The sequence below is a fragment of the Actinomycetospora lutea genome (assembly GCF_028737205.1).
GTDB lineage: Bacteria > Actinomycetota > Actinomycetes > Mycobacteriales > Pseudonocardiaceae > Actinomycetospora > Actinomycetospora lutea.
Map to the genome: position 1 here is coordinate 85,633 of NZ_JAQZAL010000018.1, position 18,072 is coordinate 103,704.

Annotated in this window: 13 protein-coding genes; 6 read left to right on the plus strand and 7 right to left on the minus strand. The window is 78.2% G+C overall.

Annotated elements, in window-relative coordinates:
* Nucleotides 1-86 precede the first annotated feature (86 nt).
* Both PHK61_RS19980 and PHK61_RS19985 read left to right on the plus strand, forming a co-directional pair.
* Nucleotides 87-602 (plus strand): sensor histidine kinase, encoded by a 516-nt coding sequence (locus PHK61_RS19980; protein ID WP_274282772.1) that lies wholly within the window; start codon nt 87-89, stop codon nt 600-602.
* Nucleotides 599-1,255 carry a response regulator transcription factor gene (locus PHK61_RS19985; protein ID WP_274282773.1) on the plus strand — a complete coding sequence of 219 codons (657 nt, stop codon included), beginning with the start codon at nt 599-601 and terminating at the stop codon, nt 1,253-1,255. The genes PHK61_RS19980 and PHK61_RS19985 overlap by 4 nt, the downstream gene beginning before the upstream one ends.
* Nucleotides 1,256-1,285: 30 nt before the next feature.
* Here the strand turns inward: PHK61_RS19985 and PHK61_RS19990 are convergent, their stop codons facing one another.
* Entirely contained in the window at nt 1,286-1,594 is a 309-nt protein-coding gene (locus PHK61_RS19990) for a hypothetical protein (protein WP_274282774.1), read from the minus strand.
* A 93-nt stretch (nt 1,595-1,687) separates the two neighbouring features.
* Complete coding sequence (locus PHK61_RS19995) at nt 1,688-4,582, minus strand: ATP-binding protein (RefSeq protein WP_274282775.1); 2,895 nt, start codon at nt 4,580-4,582, stop codon at nt 1,688-1,690.
* An 85-nt stretch (nt 4,583-4,667) separates the two neighbouring features.
* Between PHK61_RS19995 and PHK61_RS20000 the strand changes: the two genes are divergently transcribed.
* Together PHK61_RS20000 and PHK61_RS20005 are read left to right on the plus strand one after the other, a co-directional pair.
* Nucleotides 4,668-5,120: a MarR family winged helix-turn-helix transcriptional regulator gene (locus tag PHK61_RS20000; RefSeq protein ID WP_274282776.1), complete on the plus strand. Its 453-nt coding sequence runs from the start codon at nt 4,668-4,670 to the stop codon at nt 5,118-5,120.
* Nucleotides 5,117-7,684: a PEP/pyruvate-binding domain-containing protein gene (locus tag PHK61_RS20005; RefSeq protein WP_274282777.1), complete on the plus strand. Its 2,568-nt coding sequence runs from the start codon at nt 5,117-5,119 to the stop codon at nt 7,682-7,684. Before PHK61_RS20000 ends, PHK61_RS20005 begins: the two co-directional genes overlap by 4 nt.
* Here PHK61_RS20005 and PHK61_RS20010 read toward each other — a convergent pair.
* Both PHK61_RS20010 and PHK61_RS20015 read right to left on the minus strand, forming a co-directional pair.
* Nucleotides 7,669-8,754: a class I SAM-dependent methyltransferase gene (locus PHK61_RS20010; RefSeq protein WP_274282778.1), complete on the minus strand. Its 1,086-nt coding sequence runs from the start codon at nt 8,752-8,754 to the stop codon at nt 7,669-7,671. The two genes, PHK61_RS20005 and PHK61_RS20010, sit on opposite strands and share 16 nt — an antisense overlap.
* A gap of 52 nt (nt 8,755-8,806) precedes the next feature.
* Nucleotides 8,807-9,853 (minus strand): class I SAM-dependent methyltransferase, encoded by a 1,047-nt coding sequence (locus PHK61_RS20015; protein WP_274282779.1) that lies wholly within the window; start codon nt 9,851-9,853, stop codon nt 8,807-8,809.
* 123 nt (nt 9,854-9,976) lie between these two features.
* Here PHK61_RS20015 and PHK61_RS20020 point away from each other — a divergent pair, with 123 nt between their 5' ends.
* Entirely contained in the window at nt 9,977-12,817 is a 2,841-nt protein-coding gene (locus PHK61_RS20020; protein ID WP_274282780.1) for an ATP-binding protein, read from the plus strand.
* On the opposite strand, the gene PHK61_RS20025 is transcribed toward PHK61_RS20020, so the two are convergent.
* From PHK61_RS20025 to PHK61_RS20035, 3 genes are read right to left on the minus strand one after another with little or no spacing between them, the layout of a single operon-like run.
* On the minus strand, nt 12,783-13,964 hold the full coding sequence (locus PHK61_RS20025) for an MFS transporter (RefSeq protein ID WP_274282781.1): 1,182 nt from the start codon (nt 13,962-13,964) through the stop codon (nt 12,783-12,785). The genes PHK61_RS20020 and PHK61_RS20025 overlap by 35 nt on opposite strands.
* Nucleotides 13,961-14,740 (minus strand): PIG-L deacetylase family protein, encoded by a 780-nt coding sequence (locus PHK61_RS20030; RefSeq protein WP_274282782.1) that lies wholly within the window; start codon nt 14,738-14,740, stop codon nt 13,961-13,963. The genes PHK61_RS20025 and PHK61_RS20030 overlap by 4 nt, the downstream gene beginning before the upstream one ends.
* Before the next feature lie 58 nt (nt 14,741-14,798).
* Nucleotides 14,799-17,651, minus strand: coding sequence for an AfsR/SARP family transcriptional regulator (locus PHK61_RS20035; RefSeq protein ID WP_274282783.1), 2,853 nt, complete (start codon nt 17,649-17,651; stop codon nt 14,799-14,801).
* Nucleotides 17,652-17,780: 129 nt separating this feature from the next.
* On the opposite strand from PHK61_RS20035, the gene PHK61_RS20040 reads away from it, so the two are divergent.
* On the plus strand, nt 17,781-18,071 hold the full coding sequence (locus PHK61_RS20040; protein ID WP_274282784.1) for a YdhR family protein: 291 nt from the start codon (nt 17,781-17,783) through the stop codon (nt 18,069-18,071).
* The last annotated feature ends 1 nt before the right edge of the window (nt 18,072 follow it).

The window sequence follows — 18,072 nt, forward strand, 5'->3', positions numbered from 1 at the left end:
GGCGGGGACAACGCCCGTACGTTTTGATCTTTGCTGGCTGGGTTTACGCAGCTCGGCGGCCCTCTCGAGCGTCGTGCGTGTAATCCATGTCGGGCCAGCCCGAGTTCGTGCGCCCGGCGCCGACCGACGTGCCCGCGCTGCTCGAGGAGACCCTGAGCAAGGCCTCGGGGCTCGCCGACCGGAAGTGGGCGCTCGTGGGGACGCCGCAGGCCCTGCTCGCCGACCTCGACGCCCAGCGGGTGACGCAGGCGCTGCTCGTGCTCGCCGACAACGCCGCCCACCACACCGCACCGGGCGACCGCATCGTGCTCGGCGCCGGGGCCGACGCGGCCACGCTGCGCCTGCGGGTCGCCGACACCGGGACCGGCGTCGCCCTGGCCGACCGCGGGCGCATCTTCGCCCGCTTCGCCCGCGGCAACGGGTCCGCGCGGCGCTCCGACGGCGCGGGACTCGGGCTCGCCATCGCGAGCGCCATCGCCGGCGCGCACGGCGGCCACGTCGAGGTCTCCGACGGCGTCGGCACCGGCCTGCCCGGCCAGAGCGGGCCCGGCGCCACGTTCACCCTGGTCCTGCCCCTGCGTGCCGAATCGGAGGTGCGGTGAGCAGCATCCTCATCGCCGAGGACGAACCGCGGATCGCCTCGTTCGTGGAGAAGGGCCTGCGCTCGGCCGGGTTCGCGACGACCGTGGTCGACGACGGCCTCGCCGCCCGCGACCAGGCCCTGGGCGGTCACCACGACCTGCTGGTGCTCGACATCGGGCTGCCCGGGCTCGACGGCTTCGCGGTGCTGGCCGAGCTGCGCGCGTCGGGCTCGCGGCTGCCGGTCGTCGTGCTGACCGCGCGGGACAGCGTCGCCGACACCGTCGCCGGGCTCGAGGGCGGCGCCGACGACTACATGGCCAAGCCCTTCCGGTTCGAGGAGCTGCTCGCGCGCGTGCGCCGCCGGCTGGCCGACGCCGGACCGGGCGAGGTGACCGTGCTGCGCCACGGCACCCTGTCGCTGGACCTGCGGACCCGGCAGGCGACGGTCGACGGCGCGACGGTCGACCTGTCCGCGCGCGAGTTCGTGCTCGCCGAGACGTTCCTGCGCCACCCCGGCCAGGTCCTCTCGCGCGAGCAGCTGCTCTCCCGCGTCTGGGGCTACGACTTCGACCCCGGCTCCAACGTGGTCGACGTCTACGTCCGCTACCTGCGCCGCAAGCTCGGCGCCGACCGGATGACGACGGTGCGCGGCATGGGGTACCGGCTGGGCTGAGGCGCGGGGGCCGGTCACCGCGGCGGTTGGTCAGTCGTCCCGGTCGTCGTCCCGGTCGTCGTCCCGGTCGTCGTCCCGGTCATCGAGGTCGTCACCGCGGTCATCGGCGCCGTCGCGGTCGTCGGCGTCGTCGCGGTCGAGGACGCCGTCGTCGTCATCGTCGTCGTCCACGACCCCGGCGGGCGCGCCGGGGATCGGCACGGCGGGCCCGGACGGCCCCGTGACGGCGGGCACGGACACGGCGACGGGCATCGGCGCATCGTCGGTGGCGGCGCATCCGGTGAGGGCCAGCGCGCCGCCGAGGGTGGCGAGGACGAGCAGGGAGCGAGTGCGGGTCATGACGGCCTCCGGTGTCTCGCGCGGGCCTCGCCCGGCACGGACCAGCGTCGGCGGCGGCCGTGAGGCGCCCGGGAGACGCTGGTGAGGGCCTTCTCATGAATCCCGGAGTGCCTCCCGGGCCAGGTCGACGAGGCCGTCGTCGTCGCGGGCGGCGCCGCGGTGCTCGGCGCGGGCGAGGGCGTCGGCGCCGAGGCGGGCGGCCAGCGCGTCGCGCAGGACGGCGAGGCGCGCGGCGTCCGCCCCGAACAGCGGCCCGCCCGACCGGCGCGCCACCAGCCCGCCGAGCAGCTCCGCGGCGACCTCGTCCCGCCCGGCCTGGACCAGCAGCTCGACCACGGCCCGCAGCCCGACCCACTGGTGGGTGCGGTTGCCGGTGCCGCGCCAGTGCTCCAGCGACTCCGCGGCCGCCCGGGCGGCGGCGGGGACGTCGCCCTGGCGGGCGTGCAGCGAGGTGACGGTCACCAGCGCGACGCCGAGCACGTACTGCTCGCCCACCGCGCGGGCACGGCGCGCGGCGTCGACGACGAGGTCGAGCGCCGCGGCGGGATCGTGCTCCACGCGCACCTCGCCGCGGGTGTAGACGCTCCACGGGCGCATCAGGGGATCGCCGCCGTCGCGCACCGCGGCGTCCAGGGCGTCCGCGCCGGCGAGGGCCTCGTCCCGGTCCCCGTCGTAGGCGACGGCGAGGACGCGGCAGCAGCAGGCGAGGGCCCACACGCGGTGGTCGCCGGCGGCCGCGGCCAGGCGCTCGGCGTCCGCCGCCGCGGACGCCGACTCCGCGGACCGCCCGGCGAACCCCGCCACCTCGGAGTGCAGGAAGGCCAGGACGGCGGCGGCCCCGTCGTCCCCGTCGGCGAGGGCCCGCCGCCCCTCGGCCACGTGCCGCTCGGCGCGGTCGAGGTCGCCGGCGAACCGCGCGCCCTCGGCCGCCACCGCGTGCACCGCCGCCCGCGCGGCACCGAGATCGCCACCGCCGGCCAGCAGCGCCTCGGCCCACGCGAACAGCTCCGGTGTCATCCGCACCTCGCCGACGTCGACCAGGGCGGCGACGAGATCCGCGGCCAGCGCCGGATCGTGCGCGGACGCCCAGGCCACCGCGGCCCGCAGCTCGTCCCACTCGGCGAGGACGGCGGCCAGGCGACGGTCGGCGTCCGGCCCCGCGAGGCGCCCGGTGCGGCGCAGGAACCCGCGCGCCTCCTCGGCGTGACGCCGGTGCAGCGCGGCGGTCTCCCCGGCCTCCTCGAGGCGCTCGCGGGCGTACGCGCGGACCGTCTCGAGCAGGGCGTAGCGCGAGGGTCCGTGGCGGGCGTGGTCGACCGACGCGGTGACCAGCGACTTGTCCACGAGGTCGGCGAGCACGCCGTCGAGGTCGGGGTCGTCGGCGACGGCCCGCGCGGCGGCGAGGGTGAAGCTGCCGGCGAACACGCCGAGCCGGGCGAGCACCGTCTGCTCGCGGGGGTCGAGCAGGCGGTAGGACCAGTCGACGACGGCGTGCAGCGTCCGGTGACGCAGGTCGGCGCCGCGGTGGGGGCTGCGCAGGAAGCGCCGGTGCAGGGGCAGGTCGGCGGCGAGCTCGGCGGGCGAGAGCACGCGCATCCGGGCGGCGGCCAGCTCGAGGGCCAGCGGGAGCCGGTCGAGGCGCCGGCAGATCTCGGTGACCGCCTCGCGGTTGGCGTCGGAGAGCGCGAAGGCGGGGTCGGCGGCGGCCGCGCGCTCGGCGAACAGCGCGACCGCGGCGTCCTCGGCGAGCGGCGGGACCGGCCGCACGCGCTCGCCGGTCACGCCGAGCGGCTCGCGGCTGGTGGCGAGCACGGCGACCGTCGGGCAGGCGGCGGCGAGGCCCGTGACCAGCGCGGCGACGGCGTCGACGACGTGCTCGGCGTTGTCGAGCACCAGCAGCAGGCGCCGGCCGCGCAGGACGGCGGGGACGCGGTCGCGGGGGTCGGTGCCCGACGCGCCGGGTGCGCCGACCGCGGCCACGACCGCCGGGGCGACCTCGGCGCCCGTGGCGACGGTGGCGAGCTCGGCGACGACGACCCCGTCCGCGAACGACGCGCCCACCGCCGCGGCGACGTGCCGGGCGAGCGTCGTCTTCCCGACCCCGCCGGGACCCACCAGGGTCACCGGCCCGTCCCCGATCGCCGCCGCGATCCCCGCGAGCGCGGTGTCGCGCCCGCGCAGCGCCGGCCCCGGGGGAGCAGCGAACGACGCCCTCGCTGCCTCGGGAGCAGCGGAGGTGACATTCGCTGCCAGCACCTCGGGCGCGGCCGGCGGCGACCCCGCCAGCACGAGGGCTTCGAGGCGGCGCATCTCCGGGCCCGGGTCGAGGCCCAGCTCGTCGGCGAGCAGGCGGCGGTGGGCCGCGACCGCGGCGAGCGCGTCACCCGCCCGCCCGGCGCGGTGCAGCGCCTCGACCAGCAGTTCGCGGCGCCGCTCGCGGAACGGGGCCGCGGCCACGAGCTCCTCGAGGCGGGCGACCGCGTCGGCGGGGCGCCCGAGGTCGAGGTCGGCGCGCGCCCGCGCGTCCTCGAGGTCCGCGCGCAGCTCGCCGAGGCGCGCCGCGACCGGCCGGAACGGCTCCTCGTCGGCGAACTCGGCGAACGCCGGGCCGCGCCACAGCGCCAGCGCCTCGTCGAGCAGGTCGGCGGCCCCCGCCCCCGCGCGGGCCCGGTCCCGCAGGGCGACGACCGCGGTCGCGTCGAGCGCGTCGGTCGGCAGGTCGAGCACGTAGCCGGGCGGTTCGGTGCGCAGCACCCCGTCCCCGAGCACCCGCCGGGCCCGCGCCACCAGGCTGTGCAGGGCCGCCTCGCCGTGCTCCGGCGGGTCGTCGGGCCACACGTGCGCGACCAGCCGGTCGACGGCCACCACCCGTCCGGGCTCGAGGGCGAGGACGGCGAGCAGGCGGCGCACGCGCGCCGAGCGGACCGGGGCGTCGTCGACCGCGATCGCTCCCAGGACCCGCACCATGCCCACCACGGCCCCCTTCACCCGCGGCGGGAGCGTAGCGCCGCTTGACACCCCCTCGACCCGATGTTTGCATGACTGCACACATTGCAGGATTGCAAGGATCAGCATGGACGAACGCGAGCGCCTAGCGGCCGGCTTCGGCGACATGCGGCGCGCGATGATCCCGGCGTTCCTGCTCGACCTGCTCAGCGCCGTGGACGGCGGCGACGAGCTGTCGCTGACGCAGCTCGCCACGCTCTACGTCCTCGACGTCCGCGAGCCGGTGTCCCTCGGGGGCCTCGCGGAGCGGGTCGGGCGCTCGCACTCCGCGACCAGCCGCCTCGTCGACGCCCTCGTGCGCCGCGGGCTCGTCGAGCGCCAGGAGCACCCCACCGACCGGCGGGTCCGCCGGGTCGCGATCAGCAAGGACGGTGACGCGCTGCTCCGCCGCCTCGAGCGCACCCGGGCCGACGCCCAGCTCGAGATCATGAACCGCCTCGACCCCGCGGACCGGGCCCTGGTGGGACGCGCGATGGCCCTGCTCGGCGACGCCGCCCGGCAGGAGAGGAGGACCCCGTGACCACGACGACCGGCCTGGTGCTGGCCCTGGAGGCGATCGACCCCGCCGACCCCGCGACGCTCGGACGTGTCGGTGGCAAGGCGACCAACCTCGCGGCCCTCGTGCGCGCCGGCCTCCCGGTGCCCGGCGGCGTCTGCGTCACCACGGCCGCCTACCGGCGGGCGGTCGGCACGGCGCTCGACGGGCTGCTCTCCGACCCCGGCGACACCGGCGTCCTCGCCGAGAAGGCCCGCGCGGCCGTCCTCGCCGTGCCGGTGCCCGACGACGTCGCCGACGCCGTGCGCGCCGCGTGCCCCGACGGGCCGGTGGCGGTGCGCTCGTCGGCGACCGCCGAGGACCTCCCCGACGCCAGCTTCGCCGGTCAGCAGGACACCGAGCTCAACGTGGTCGGCCCCGACGCGGTGCTCGAGGCGGTGCGCCGCTGCTGGGCCTCGCTGTGGACCGACCGCGCCGTGGCCTACCGCGGCGCCCAGGGCATCGACCACGCCGCGGTCGCCCTCGCCGTCGTCATCCAGCGGATGGTCGACGCCCGGTGGGCCGGCGTGCTGTTCACCGCGAACCCGGTCACCGGGCGGCGCGGGCAGTCGGTGATCGAGGCGGCGCCCGGGCTCGGCGAGTCGGTGGTCTCCGGGTCGGTCGATCCCGAGCACCTGGTGGTCGACCCCGACGGGACCGTCGCCCAGCGGCGGGCCGGCGCGGGCGGGGCGGTCGTGCTCGCCCGGGCCGGCGGGGGCACCGAGACGGTCGCCCGCACCGACGCCGCGTCCCTCGCCGCCGAGCACGTCCACGCCCTCACCGCCCTCGGCGGGCGCGCCGAGGCGCTGTTCGGCGCCCCCCAGGACACCGAGTGGGCGATCGACGGCGACGGCCGGGCCTGGCTGACCCAGTCGCGGCCGATCACCACGCTCTACCCGCTCGTCCCGGGGCGCCCGGGCCGGCGCGTGTACTTCTCGGCGAACGTCGCGCAGGGCGTGTTCCGCCCGTTCACCCCGGTCGGGCTCTCGGCCGCCCGCCACCTCGCGACGGGCGCCGCGCGCCTGTTCGGTACGCCGGTCGACGACCCCGAGCAGGGCCCGCCGATGCTGTCCGTGGCCGGCGAGCGCGTGTTCGTCGACATCACCGACGTGCTGCGCAGCCGGGTCGGCCGCGCCGGGGCCCTCGGCGTGCTCGGGGTGATGGAGCGGCGCTCGGCCGAGGTCATCGCCACGCGACTCGACGACCCGGAGCTGGCGGTGACGCGCCGCTCGCCGCTGCCCGCCCTGCGCCGGGTCGGTCGGATCGCCGTCCGCTACCGCGTCCCGGTCCACGTCGTGGGCGCCTGGCTCCGCCCCGCGCGAGCCCGCGCGCGGGCCGAGGACCGGATCCGGAGCGGCGAGCGCATCCTGCCGTCACCCGCGGGCGCGACCCGCGAGGAGCGCCTCGACCGGGTGCGCTGGATGCTCACCGACGGCTTCGCCCCGATGGCGCCGCGGATCGCGCCGGCGCCGGTCGCCGGGTTCCTCGCGCTCGGCCTCGCCGCGGAGCTCCTCGGCGAGCGCGCCCGCCCGGGCGAGCTGGGCACCGTGCTGCGCGGGCTGCCGCACAACGTCACCACGCAGATGGACCTGGCGCTGTGGGACCTCGCGGTCCACCTGCGCGACGACCCCGCGGCCGTCGCCGACCTGACCGCGGGCGCGCGGCCGGACGGGCTCGACGCCTTCCTCGCCGTCCACGGCCGGCGCGCGGTCGCCGAGATCGACCTGGGCCTGCCGCGATGGTCCGACGACCCGGCGCACCTGCTCGGCGTGCTCGCCAACTACGTCCGCCTCGACGACCCCGCCCGCGCCCCGGACGCGGTGTTCGCCCGCGGTGCCGCCGAGGCCGAGGCCACGGTCCGCACCCTCGCCGCGCGCGCCGGCGGCCTGCGCGGGCGGGTCGTGGCGTTCGCCCTGCACCGCGCCCGCGCGCTCGTCGGGCTGCGCGAGCTGCCGAAGTACTGGCTGGTCACGGTGCTCGCGGCGGCCCGGGCGGAGCTCGCCGTGGTGGGCGCCGAGCTGGCCGCCGCCGGGCACCTGGAGCACGCCGAGGACGTCTTCTTCCTCACCCTGTCCGAGGCCCGCGAGGACGTCGACCGGCGCCCCCTGGTGGCGCAGCGGAGGGCCACCTACGAGCGGGAGCTGCGCCGCCGCCACGTCCCGCGGATCGTGCTCTCCGACGGGACCGAGCCCGAGGCGCTCGCCGACCCGGAGCCCGCCGAGGGCGGCGCCCTGACCGGCGTCCCGGCGTCGGCGGGCACGGTGACCGGCCGGGTGCGGGTCATCACCGACCCGCACGGCGCCCACCTCGAGCCCGGCGACGTGCTGGTCTGCCCGTCGACCGACCCGGGGTGGACGCCCCTGTTCCTCACCGCCGGCGGGCTGGTGATGGAGATGGGCGGGTCGAACTCCCACGGAGCCGTCGTCGCCCGCGAGTACGGGCTGCCCGCCGTCGTGGGCGTCCGCGACGCCGTCGCCCGCCTCGCCGACGTGTCGTGGGTGCGCGTCGACGGGACGAGCGGGCGGGTCGAGCCTCAGCCCAACCGGTAGAAGCGGAAGATCTCGTGGTCGAGCTCGTCGAGGACCTCGACCGTCGTGAACCCCGCCTCCCGCGCGTACGCCTCGAGCGTCCCGCGGCGCATCACGGTGCCGGTGCCGACCGAGCCCGGTGTGGACATCCCGTCGGGCAGGCAGCACATCAGCGAGAAGCCGTAGAACAGCCGCTCGATCTCGTCGCCGTCGGGCGCGAAGGCGTCGGCGACCTTCTCGTCCATGATCAGGACGGTGCCGCCCGGAGCGACGGCCCGGCGCATCGCCGCGAGCACGCCGACCGGGTCGGGCATGTCGTGCAGGCACTCGAAGGCGCAGACGAGGTCGTACGCGCCGGCCTCCGCCGTCTCGATCCCGGCGCGGTGCACGGTGACGCGGTCGGCGACGCCGTCGTCCGCGGCGTGCCGGCGCGCGGCGTCGACCGAGGCGGCGTCGACGTCGAACCCGTCGACCGTGGCGGTCGGGTAGGCGCGGGCGATGCCGATCGCCGACCAGCCCTCGCCGAGACCGACATCGGCCACCCGCCCGCCCGCGCGCAGGGCCGCGTCGACGTCGCCGAGCAGCGGCAGGTGGTCGCGGCACAGCGCGTCGCGCAGCAGCGGGCGGTTCTGGGCGGCCTGGCCCTCCCGCGCGTCGTCCCCGAAGGTCTCCCAGCTGACCCCGCCGCCGGTGCGGTAGGCCTCGAGGAGGTCGTCGATCCGGCGCAGGGTCGCCACGAGGATGCGCGCGAACGGCGTCAGGACGGCCTCGCTGTCGAGGTCGGCGAGCACCGGGACGTGCGCGTCCGGGATCGCGAAGCGCCGCGCGTCGGGCGCGGCGGCGGGGTCGTCGACGGTGAGCATGCCGCTCACCGCCTGGTGCTCCAGCCACTCCCGCGCGTAGCGCGACGCGGTCCCGGTCCGCGCGGCGAGCTCCGGCGCCGTCGCCGGGCCCTCCTCGGCGAGCGACCGGTACCACCCGAGCCGGTCGCCGAGGTAGAGCGCCGCGGTCTGTTCCATCCCGAGGATCCAGCCGAAGACGGTCTCGCCGCAGGCCTCGGTGGTGCGGGTACTGCTCTCGATCGTCGTCATGGGATCGACCGTGACGACACCACCTGTCGGTCCGCTGCCGTTCCCCTGTCAGCTAGGGACGGACCTCGTAGACGAGGTTGAACGCGGTCTGCGCGGCGCGGCGGAAGCGCGTGAACCCGGCGGTGGTGACGACGTCGCGGATCGCGGACTCGCCGGCCTGCGCCCCGAGCGCGTAGCCGCCGGGCTGCGAGAGCCCGTTCGGCACGCACAGGAACGTCGACGCCGCGTAGTAGAGCCGGCCGACGGGGTTGAGGGTCTCCTCGACGGTGTCCCCGGCGTAGGGCTCGACCAGCAGCCAGGTGCCGTCCGGGGCCAGCGCCTCCCGCACCCGGCGGGCCGCGCCGACGGGGTCGCCCATGTCGTGCAGGCAGTCGAACATCGTCACGAGGTCGTAGCCGGTGCCGGTGAACCCCTGCGCCGACGCCACCTCGAACGTCACCCGGTCGCCCACCCCGGCGTCCGCCGCCTTCTTGCGGGCCAGCGCGATGGACTCGTCGTGGTAGTCCGAGCCGGTGACCGTGCTGCGCGGGAAGGCCTCGGCCATCAGCACCGAGGTCGTGCCCAGCCCGCAGCCCACGTCGGCGACCCGGGCGCCGTCGCGCAGTCTCGCCTCGACCCCGTCGAGCGCCGGGATCCAGTGCGGCACCAGCTCGGCCACGTAGCCCGGCCGGAAGAATGCGTCGCACCCGATGAACACGTCCTCGTCGTGGTCGCTCCACGGCATCCCCTCCCCGGTGCGGAAGGCCTCCGCGATCCGCGGCTCGGCGCGCAGGTAGCCCAGCCCGATCCGGAAGATCGCCGACACGTTCGGGCCCTCCGGATCGGCCAGGCAGAACGCCTGCTCCTCGGTCAGCGAGAACGCGCCGCTCGTCGCGTCGTACGCGACGTAACCGCCGGCGGCCTGTCCCCGCAGCCACTCGGTGAGGTACCGCGCGTCGCAGCCGGTCCGCTCGGCGAGCACCTCCGGGGTGGCCGCTCCCCGCGCCAGCGCGCGGTACAGCCCGAGCCGGCCGCCGAGCACCACCTGCCCCGCGGCGCCGGTCGCCCCCATGTCCGTGACGACCTGCCCGAGGAACTCCATCACCTTGTCCTGGTCCATGCCGGCCTCCTGACCGTCGTGCCGGCTCCTCGCCGGCTGACGCGACGGTCGGCGCGCGCGCTGCCACGCCGCTGTCGGTGCGCTGCCAGCGGTCCTATGCTCGATGAGCCCGGGATGCGAGGGATGAGCGTGGACGTCGAGTTCGGCGTGCTCGGGCCCGTCGAGGTCCGGCACCGCGGAGACCGCGTCCCGCTCGGGGGCACCCGGCCACGCACCGTGCTCGCCCTGTTGCTCTGCGCCGACGGCCACCCGGTGGGCGACGAGCGCCTCATCGACGCGCTATGGGGTGACGACCCCCCCGACCGGGCCCGCGCGCGGCTGCACACCACGGTCTCGCGCCTGCGCGCCGCGCTCGGCGACGTCGGCGCGCGGCTGCGTCGCGAGGCCGCCGGGTACCGGCTCCGGGTCGAGGCCGGCGAGCTCGACCTGCACCGCGCCGAGCGGCTCCTGCGCCGTGCCCGGGCCGCACCCGGCCCGCCCGAGGCGACCGGACTGCTGCGCGACGCCCTCGCGTGCTGGCGCGGACCCGCGCTGGCCGACCTCGCCGACCTCCCCGGCATCGAGGCGGGCGGTCTCGCCGCCGACCGTGTCCGCTTCGACGCCCTGCGCCACACGGTGCGCGCCGAGCTCCTCGACGCCGAGCTCGCCGCGGGCCACCACCACGAGGTGCTCCCCGACGCGGAGCGCGCCGCGGCCGCCGACCCGCTGCGCGAGCGCCCGCACCGCCAGCTGGCCACCGCGCTCCACCGCGCGGGGCGCAGCGTCGACGCCCTCGCCGTCCTGCGCGGCTACCGGGCGCGCCTGGCCGACGAGGCCGGGCTGGACCCGAGCACGGAGCTCGGCGCCCTGGAGGCGGCGGTGCTCGCGCAGCAGGAGACGGTGGCGGTCGTCCCGGCGCCCCGCGCGCCGCCGCCCCGCAGCACGGCGGCGTCCCTGCACGGCCGCGACGCCGAGCTCGCCGAGGTCGCGCGCCTGCTCGCCGTCGCCCGGGTCGTGACGGTGATCGGGGTCGGCGGGGTGGGCAAGACGCGGGTGGCCCGCGCCGCCGCGGCCGCCGAGACCGGGCGGGCCGTCGCGCTGTGCGAGCTCGACGGCGTCACCGAGACCGGCGCGGTGGGCTGCGCGATCGCCGACGCGCTGGGCTTCCCGTCGCTGGAGGCGGCCGGCCAGGCGCTCGGGAGCGCGGAACGGCTGCTCCTGCTCGACGACTGCGAGCACGTCCTCGACACCGTCGCGCCCGCCGTGACCGGGCTGCTGGCGCGCTGCCCCGGCGTCACCGTGCTCGCCACCAGCCGGGAGCCGCTGGGCCTGCCCGAGGAGCACGTCCTCGCGCTGGGCACCCTCGCGCTCCCCGCCCGCGACGACCCCGCCGCGGTGCGCGAGAGCCCCGCCGCCCGGCTGCTGACCGACCGCGCGGCGGCCTGCGGGGCGCGCGTCGACACGGAGGCGGACGCCGCCGCCGTGGCCGCCCTGTGCCGGCGCCTCGACGGGCTCCCGCTGGCCCTCGAGCTGGCCGCGGTGCGGCTGCGCAGCCTCACGCCCGAGGAGGTGCTCGAGCACCTCGACCGGCGGCTGGACCTGCTGCGGCGCACGGGCAGCTCCGGGCCCGCGCGGCACCGCAGCCTCGACGCGACCGTGGCCTGGTCGTACGACCGGCTCCCCGGGCCGACACGGCGCTTCTTCGCCCGCCTCGGCGTGTTCGCCGGGCGCTTCACCGCCGACCACGCCCACGCGGTGGCGGGCGAGGACGACCTCCTCGACACCGTCGACCACCTCGACCGCCTGGTCGCGGCGTCGATGCTCACCGTGCAGCAGCGGGCGGGCCGCACCTGGTACGCGCTGCTGGCCACGATGCGCCGCTTCGCCCGCGACCGCCTCGAGGAACGCGGCGAGCAGCAGGCCGTCCGCGACCGCTGGGTCGACTCGGTGCTCGCCGCCGCCGTCGACGCCCGCGACCTCATGGTGCACGCCTGGCCCGCGCACCTGCTGGTCACGCTGCAGAACCTGCACACCGACGTCGCGGACGCGCTGCGCTGGTGCGTCGCCCACGACGACGGGCCCGATCGCGCGCTCCCGCTGTTCGTCCCCATGTGCAGCGTGCTCAAGAACCGCAGCGCGATGCCGGTCGCCGACCTCGGCGACGCCGTGCTGCGGCGCTGGCCGGACTCCTCCGGGCGCGCCCGGAGCGAGGCGGCGGCCGCGGCGGCCGTCGCCCACGTGCTGCGCGGCTCGGCGGAGCGGGGCGCGACGCTGGCGCGCGAGGCGCTGTCCGGGTCGTCCCCGCTCGCCGCGGTGAACGCCCGGCGCGCGCTGTTCTTCCGGGCGCGCACGACCGGCCGGGACGACGACGCCCTGCGCTGGGCCGAGGAGGCCCTCGAGGTCGCCGCCGCCCACGCCATGACGCCCTGGCACAACGAGCTGCTCACCTTCCGCGCCATCGCCCTGGCCGCGACGGGACGCCTCGGCGAGGCCCTCGAGCAGGTCGAGGCGGCCCACCGGGCCGCGCCGGCGATCGGCAGCCCGGCGCTGGTCGCGTGGGCGGGCGTGGTCCGCGGGTGCCTGGTCGCGGCGGAGGATCCGCGGGCGGGACGCGCGTCGTCCGACGGCGCGACGCGGGCCTGCGAGGAGATCGACTACCCGATCGGGTCGGGCGTCGGCCGCCGGACGCTGGGCGCGCTGGCGCTGCGCGACGGCGCGCTGGACGAGGCCCGCGAGCACCTCCGCCGCGCCCTCGACGCGTACTCGGGGCTCGGGTACGCCGCCGAGGTGGCGCTGAGCCTGCGCTGGCTCGCCCGCCTCGCCCACGCGTCCGACCGGCCGGGCGACGCCGACGTCCTGCTGCGCGCCGGCGGCACCGCCCGCGGCGACGTCGTCGAGGACGTGCTGCGGCCCGGCGCGCTGGAGCGGCGGCCGGGCCCGCCGCCCCCGCTCACCGAGGCGCTGGTGCTGGCGCGCTCGCTGTGACGCCGGCGCGGAGGAACACCGCGCACCCCGCCGCGCCGCAGGCCACCGCCACCGCGATCCCCGCCGCCGGGCTGCCCGCGGCGTCGGCGACGAGACCCGCCACCGCCGGGCCGAGCAGACCCCCGGCCGCGGCCGCGAGGTGCATGACCCCGAGGCGCAGCCCGAAGCCGGCCACGCCGAAGAGCTGGGCGGCGGCCGCGCCGCTCACCCCGACGTAGGCGCCGTGGGCACACCCGAACACGACGGCGAACGCGAGGAGACCCGCGAGCCGGCCGTCCGCGAGCAGCCACCCCGCGACGCTCACGGGCAGCGCGACCGCGCCGGCCCGGCACACCGGCCAGGCACCCCACCGGGCCACCGCCGGCACGGCCACGAGGCGGGCGAGCAGGCTCGCCGATCCCGCCACGGCGACCAGGAGGGCGCCGATCGCGAGGCCGGCGCCGCGCAGCGTCGCGAACGACGCGAGGTGCACGAACGGCACGAACATCGCTGCGCACAGCCCGACGGCCCCGAGCACGAAGCGCCGGAAGGCCGGGTCCGCCAGGACCGTGCGCAGGCCCGCGGCGCTCGTCGTCGCGTCGCGGCGCCCGGTCGGGGCCGCCGGCGCGCACGCCCCGACGACGACCGCGGCGACCACCGCGAGCACCACGGCCGCGCCGCGGACCCCGAGCGCGCCGACGAGAGCGACCGTCGCCGGCGGGGTGACGACGGTGGCGAGCCCGGCGCCCGCGGACGCGACCACCAGCGCCGCGTCCCGGCGCCGCTCGATCACCGCGGCGACCGCGGTCTGCAGCGGCACGAACAGGCATCCCGCCCCGCCGCCGACCCCGAGGGCGAACCCCGCGGCCGCCACCGGGAACGACCCGGCGCCGGCGAGCACGAGCAGGCCCGCGGGGATCGCCACGGCGCCGAGGACGACGAGCGGCCGCGCGCCGTGGCGCTGGCTCCACGGGCCGGTGATGACGCCGAGCCCGAGCGTGACGGCCAGGGTGGCCGCCAGCATCACGGCGACGGCGCCGCGCGCGACCCCGAACTCCGCGGCAACCGGCCCCACGAGCGGCCCGGTGCCGGTGGCGAGACCGAGGCCCACGCTGGTCGCGGCCACGGTCGCGACCAGCAGCCGGCCCCCGTGCGGACGGGTCGTCACGACGCGCTCGCCGGACGGAAGTACTCCCCGGCGACCGAGTCCACGTAGCGCGTCGAGCCGAGCGCCGCCTCGAGCGAGGCGGTCTGGGTCGTCTGCGCGCGCAACGCGGCGACCTTGCGTGCGAGCACACCGCCGTCGAGCTCGAGGTCGACCGCGAGGTGCTCGGCCGGGAACGGCGCGAAGGCGTCGCCGGTGTCGTCCATCGGCTCGACGAACTCGCCGAAGCGCTCGACCCAGCGCGCCGTGACGCAGGCGTGCAGCAGGCGCGGCGCGGCGCCGGCGAGCTGGCGCACCGCGCGGCCGGTCCACGCCGACACCGCGCGGTGGTCGCCGTGGCCGGTGATCCCGTCGGGGCCGAACGTCAGGACGGTGTCGGGCGCGACGTCGGCGATGACGGCCGCGAGCTCGTCGACGGTGTCCTCGCCGGGGTCGCCGCGCAGGGAGCCGTCGAGGTGACAGCGGCCGCGGGCGTCGCCGAGGAAGCGGTGCTCGATGGTGTCGTGCAGCGCGTCGAGGCTGGCGACGATCTCCTCGCCGCGCCGGGCCGCGAGCCGGGCGGGCGGCCAGAGGCCCGGGTCGTCGGTGCCGTGCTCGCCGCGGGTCGCGGTGACGACGACGACCCGCTGGCCGCGGGCCGCCGCGGCGGCCATGAGCCCGCCCGACAGGTAGACCTCGTCGTCGGGGTGGGCCCAGACGCCGACGATCGTGCCGAGCCGGTGGACGGCGTCGACGCTGCGGACGACGGGGGCGGTGTGGGTGCTGGTCGTGAGGGTCACGGCGGTCTCCTCGCTCGGCATCGGTCGGTGACGCGGTCGAGGGTCCGTCGGGGGCCTGTCAGCGGGCGTGCACGTCGCTGTCACGACCCTCGAGGTGGCGGGCGACGGCGTCCCGGGCGAGCGCGAGCGCGCGGTCGCGGTCCGGCGCGGCGGGGTCCGGGGCGCCGCGCCCGCCCGGCGGGTCCGGGGCGTCGGGAGCGCGGTCGGCGGCGGCGTCGAGGAGGTCGGCGGTGGCGTGGTCGTCGAGGGTCCGCAGCAGCACGGCCAGGTTGCGCAGGGTCACCCACTGGTGGCCCCAGTTGCCGCCCTCGGCCCAGTGGTCGATCACCTCGCGGTAGCCGCGCAGGGCCGCGCCGAGGTGACCGACCCGCGAGCGCAGCGACGCGAGGCCGACCGCGGCGATGGCCTCGAGGAAGGTCGACCCGACCGCGCGGGCGTGCGCGATCGCGGTGGTGTAGCCGTCCTCGGCGGCGTCGACCCGGTCCTCGACGCTGTCGATCTCCGCGGTCACGTAGGCGGCGAGCCCGAGCAGGGTCGGCACGTCGCCGGCCGGCAGGCGGGCGACCAGCTCCCGCGCCCGGGCCGGGTCACCGGCGTACAGGGCGCCCAGCGCGCCCACCCCGGGCTGCGGCACCGGCCCGGTGGCCAGCTCGCGCGCCGCGACGTCGTGGGCCACGGCGGCCTCCCAGTCGCCGAGCGTGAGCGCGACCTGCGCGAGCACCGACCGGTTGAACCGCCGGCCCTCGACGCCGCTGGGCCGCTCCAGGCCGGCGTGCGCGAGCCGGTCGGCACGGGGCGCGTCGGCCCGCATGTAGGCGTCCTGGGCGGCCGCCGCCCACACCTGGCCCTCCTCCGGGTGCCCGACCAGGGCCGGGTCGTCGAGCAGCTCGGTCGCCCAGCCGCGGATCTCCTCCAGGTCGCGCCAGGTGGCCGCCTCCACGAGCAGGACGATCACGGCCACGGCCGCGTCGAGGTCGCCGCGGCCGCGGGCCAGGCGCCAGGCCGCGCGCAGGTTGCCCTGCTCCCGGCGCAGCGCCCGGTCGACGGCCGCCTCGTCGGCGGTCCGTGAGGTCCGCTGCGCCCACCGCGCGAGCTCCACCGCCCAGGTCACCAGCAGCGCGTCGGCGGCGGCGTCCTCGCCGGCGGCCACGAGCTCGTCGCGGCCGAAGGCGCGCAGCGTCTCCAGGATGCGGTAGCGGGTGCGGCCGGCCGGGTCGGGGACCGCCTCGACCATCGAGGCGTCGACCAGGCGCGCGAGCAGGTCGCCGGCGTCGCCGCGCAGTCCGAGCGCCGCCACCGTGGACTCCACCGCGGTGAGGTCGACGCCGTCGGCGAACACCGCCAGGGTCCGGAAGAGGCGCTGCTCGTCGGCGCTGAGCAGGTCGTAGGACCAGGCCACGGTCGCGCGCAGGGTCCGGTGCCGCTCGTGCAGGGCGCGGCTGCCGAGCAGGTCCAGCGACCGGTCGAGGCGGGCCGCGAGCGCAGCGGGCGCGAAGGTCGGCAGCCGGCCCGCGGCCAGCTCGATGGCCAGGGGCAGGCCCTCGAGCCGGCGCACGATCTCGGCGACGTCGCCCAGCTCGTCGGGCCCGAACGCGAGGTCCGGGCGCACCCGGCGGGCCCGGTCGAGGAAGACGGCGACGGCCGCGACCCCCGGCAGCTCCTCCGGCGGCGACGCCGCCCCGGGCGTCGCCAGCGGCGCGAGGCGGACGACGGCCTCCTCGGCGAGCCCGAGCGGCTCGCGGCTGGTGGCGAGCAGCGTGGTCCCGGGGCAGTGCTCCAGGAGCGCGGCGGCGAGCCCGCGGACCGCGTCGAGCAGGTGCTCGCAGTTGTCGAGCACCACGAGCCGCGGGGACCCGGCCAGCACGTCGAGACACGCGCCGAGGACGTCGCCGGTGCCGGTGTGCAGGCGCAGCGCGCCGGCGAGCGCGTGCGGGACGCCGGCCGGGTCGGTGACCGGCGCGAGCAGGAGCGTGGTGGTGCCGGGGGCGCGGCGGGCGAGCTCGTGCGCCAGCCGCGTCTTCCCGACGCCGCCGGCCCCGACCACGGTGACCAGCCGCTCGGTCGCGAGCAGCTGCTCGGCGGCGGCCAGCTCGACGTCCCGCCCGTGGAGACCGGGGCGGGCCTCCTGGGGCGCGCGCGGCGCCGGCACCGGCACGAGCTCGCCCGCCGCGACCTCGCTCTCCAGCGCGGCCAGGGCCGGCGACGGGTCCAGCCCCGTCTCCTCGGCCAGCCGCGCCCGGAACCCGCGGGCGGTCCGCAGGGCGCGCGGCGCCTGGCCGGTGGCGGCCTGCGCCCGCACGAGCAGCAGGACCGCGGGCTCGCGCAGCGGGTCGTCCGCGACAGCGTCGGCGGCGGGCTCCAGCGCCTGCTCGGCGGCCCCGGCGGCGATCAGGGCGGCGACGAGGCGGTCGGTGACGTCGCGCCAGAGCTCGTGCGCCGCCTGGGCGACCGCGCGCAGCGGGGGCACGTCGGCGAGGTCGACGAGCGCCGTGCCCCGCCACGCGGCCCGGGCGTCGCGCAGCAGCCCCACGGCTGTCGCCGGGTCGTCGGTGGCGCGGGCGAGGTCCCGCAGCGCGCGCACGCGCCTCAGGTCGAGGCCGCCCTCGGCGAGACGGAGGCGGTAGCCGCCGTCCGCGGTGGTCAGGCAGCGGCCCCCCGCCGGGCCGAGGTCGGCGCGCAGCCGGGAGACGTGGCTGTGCACGGTGGCGCGCGCGGACTCCGGCGGGTCGTCGGGCCACAGGGCGTCCACCAGCTGCTCGACGGTGACGGGGCGCCCCTCGGCCAGCGCCAGCATCGCCAGCACCGCGCGACGCTTGGGACCGCGCACGTCCACCGCGGCGCCGTCGACGGTGAGCCGCAACGGCCCGAGCACGTCGACACCCACGTCCGCGCTTCGCCCGTCGTTCTCCACCCGTCACCACTCCCCGTGACGAGCATGCCGTCCTGTCAGCGACGTGCAAGGGGCGTGCCAGCCGATCGGCCCAGGGTGGTCGTCACCGGACAGCCCGTTCGCACGCACCGCCACGATCGGAGGGCCGCCATGCATGCCCTGCACATCACGTTCACCTCGTCCGCATCGGCCGACCAGACCCGGGACGGCGCCATCGCCTTCGCCGAGGCGCTGCGCACGGTCCCCGGCTTCGTCGCCAAGACCTGGCTGCTCGACGGGGCCCACCACGGCGGCTTCTACGTCTTCACCGACCGCGCCGCCGCCGAGGCCTACCGCGACGGACCGCTCGTCGCCGGCCTGCGCGAGCACCCGGCGTTCGCCGACTTCGAGATCCGCGGCTGGGACGTCGACGAGGACCTCGGCGCCCTGACCCACGCCTGAC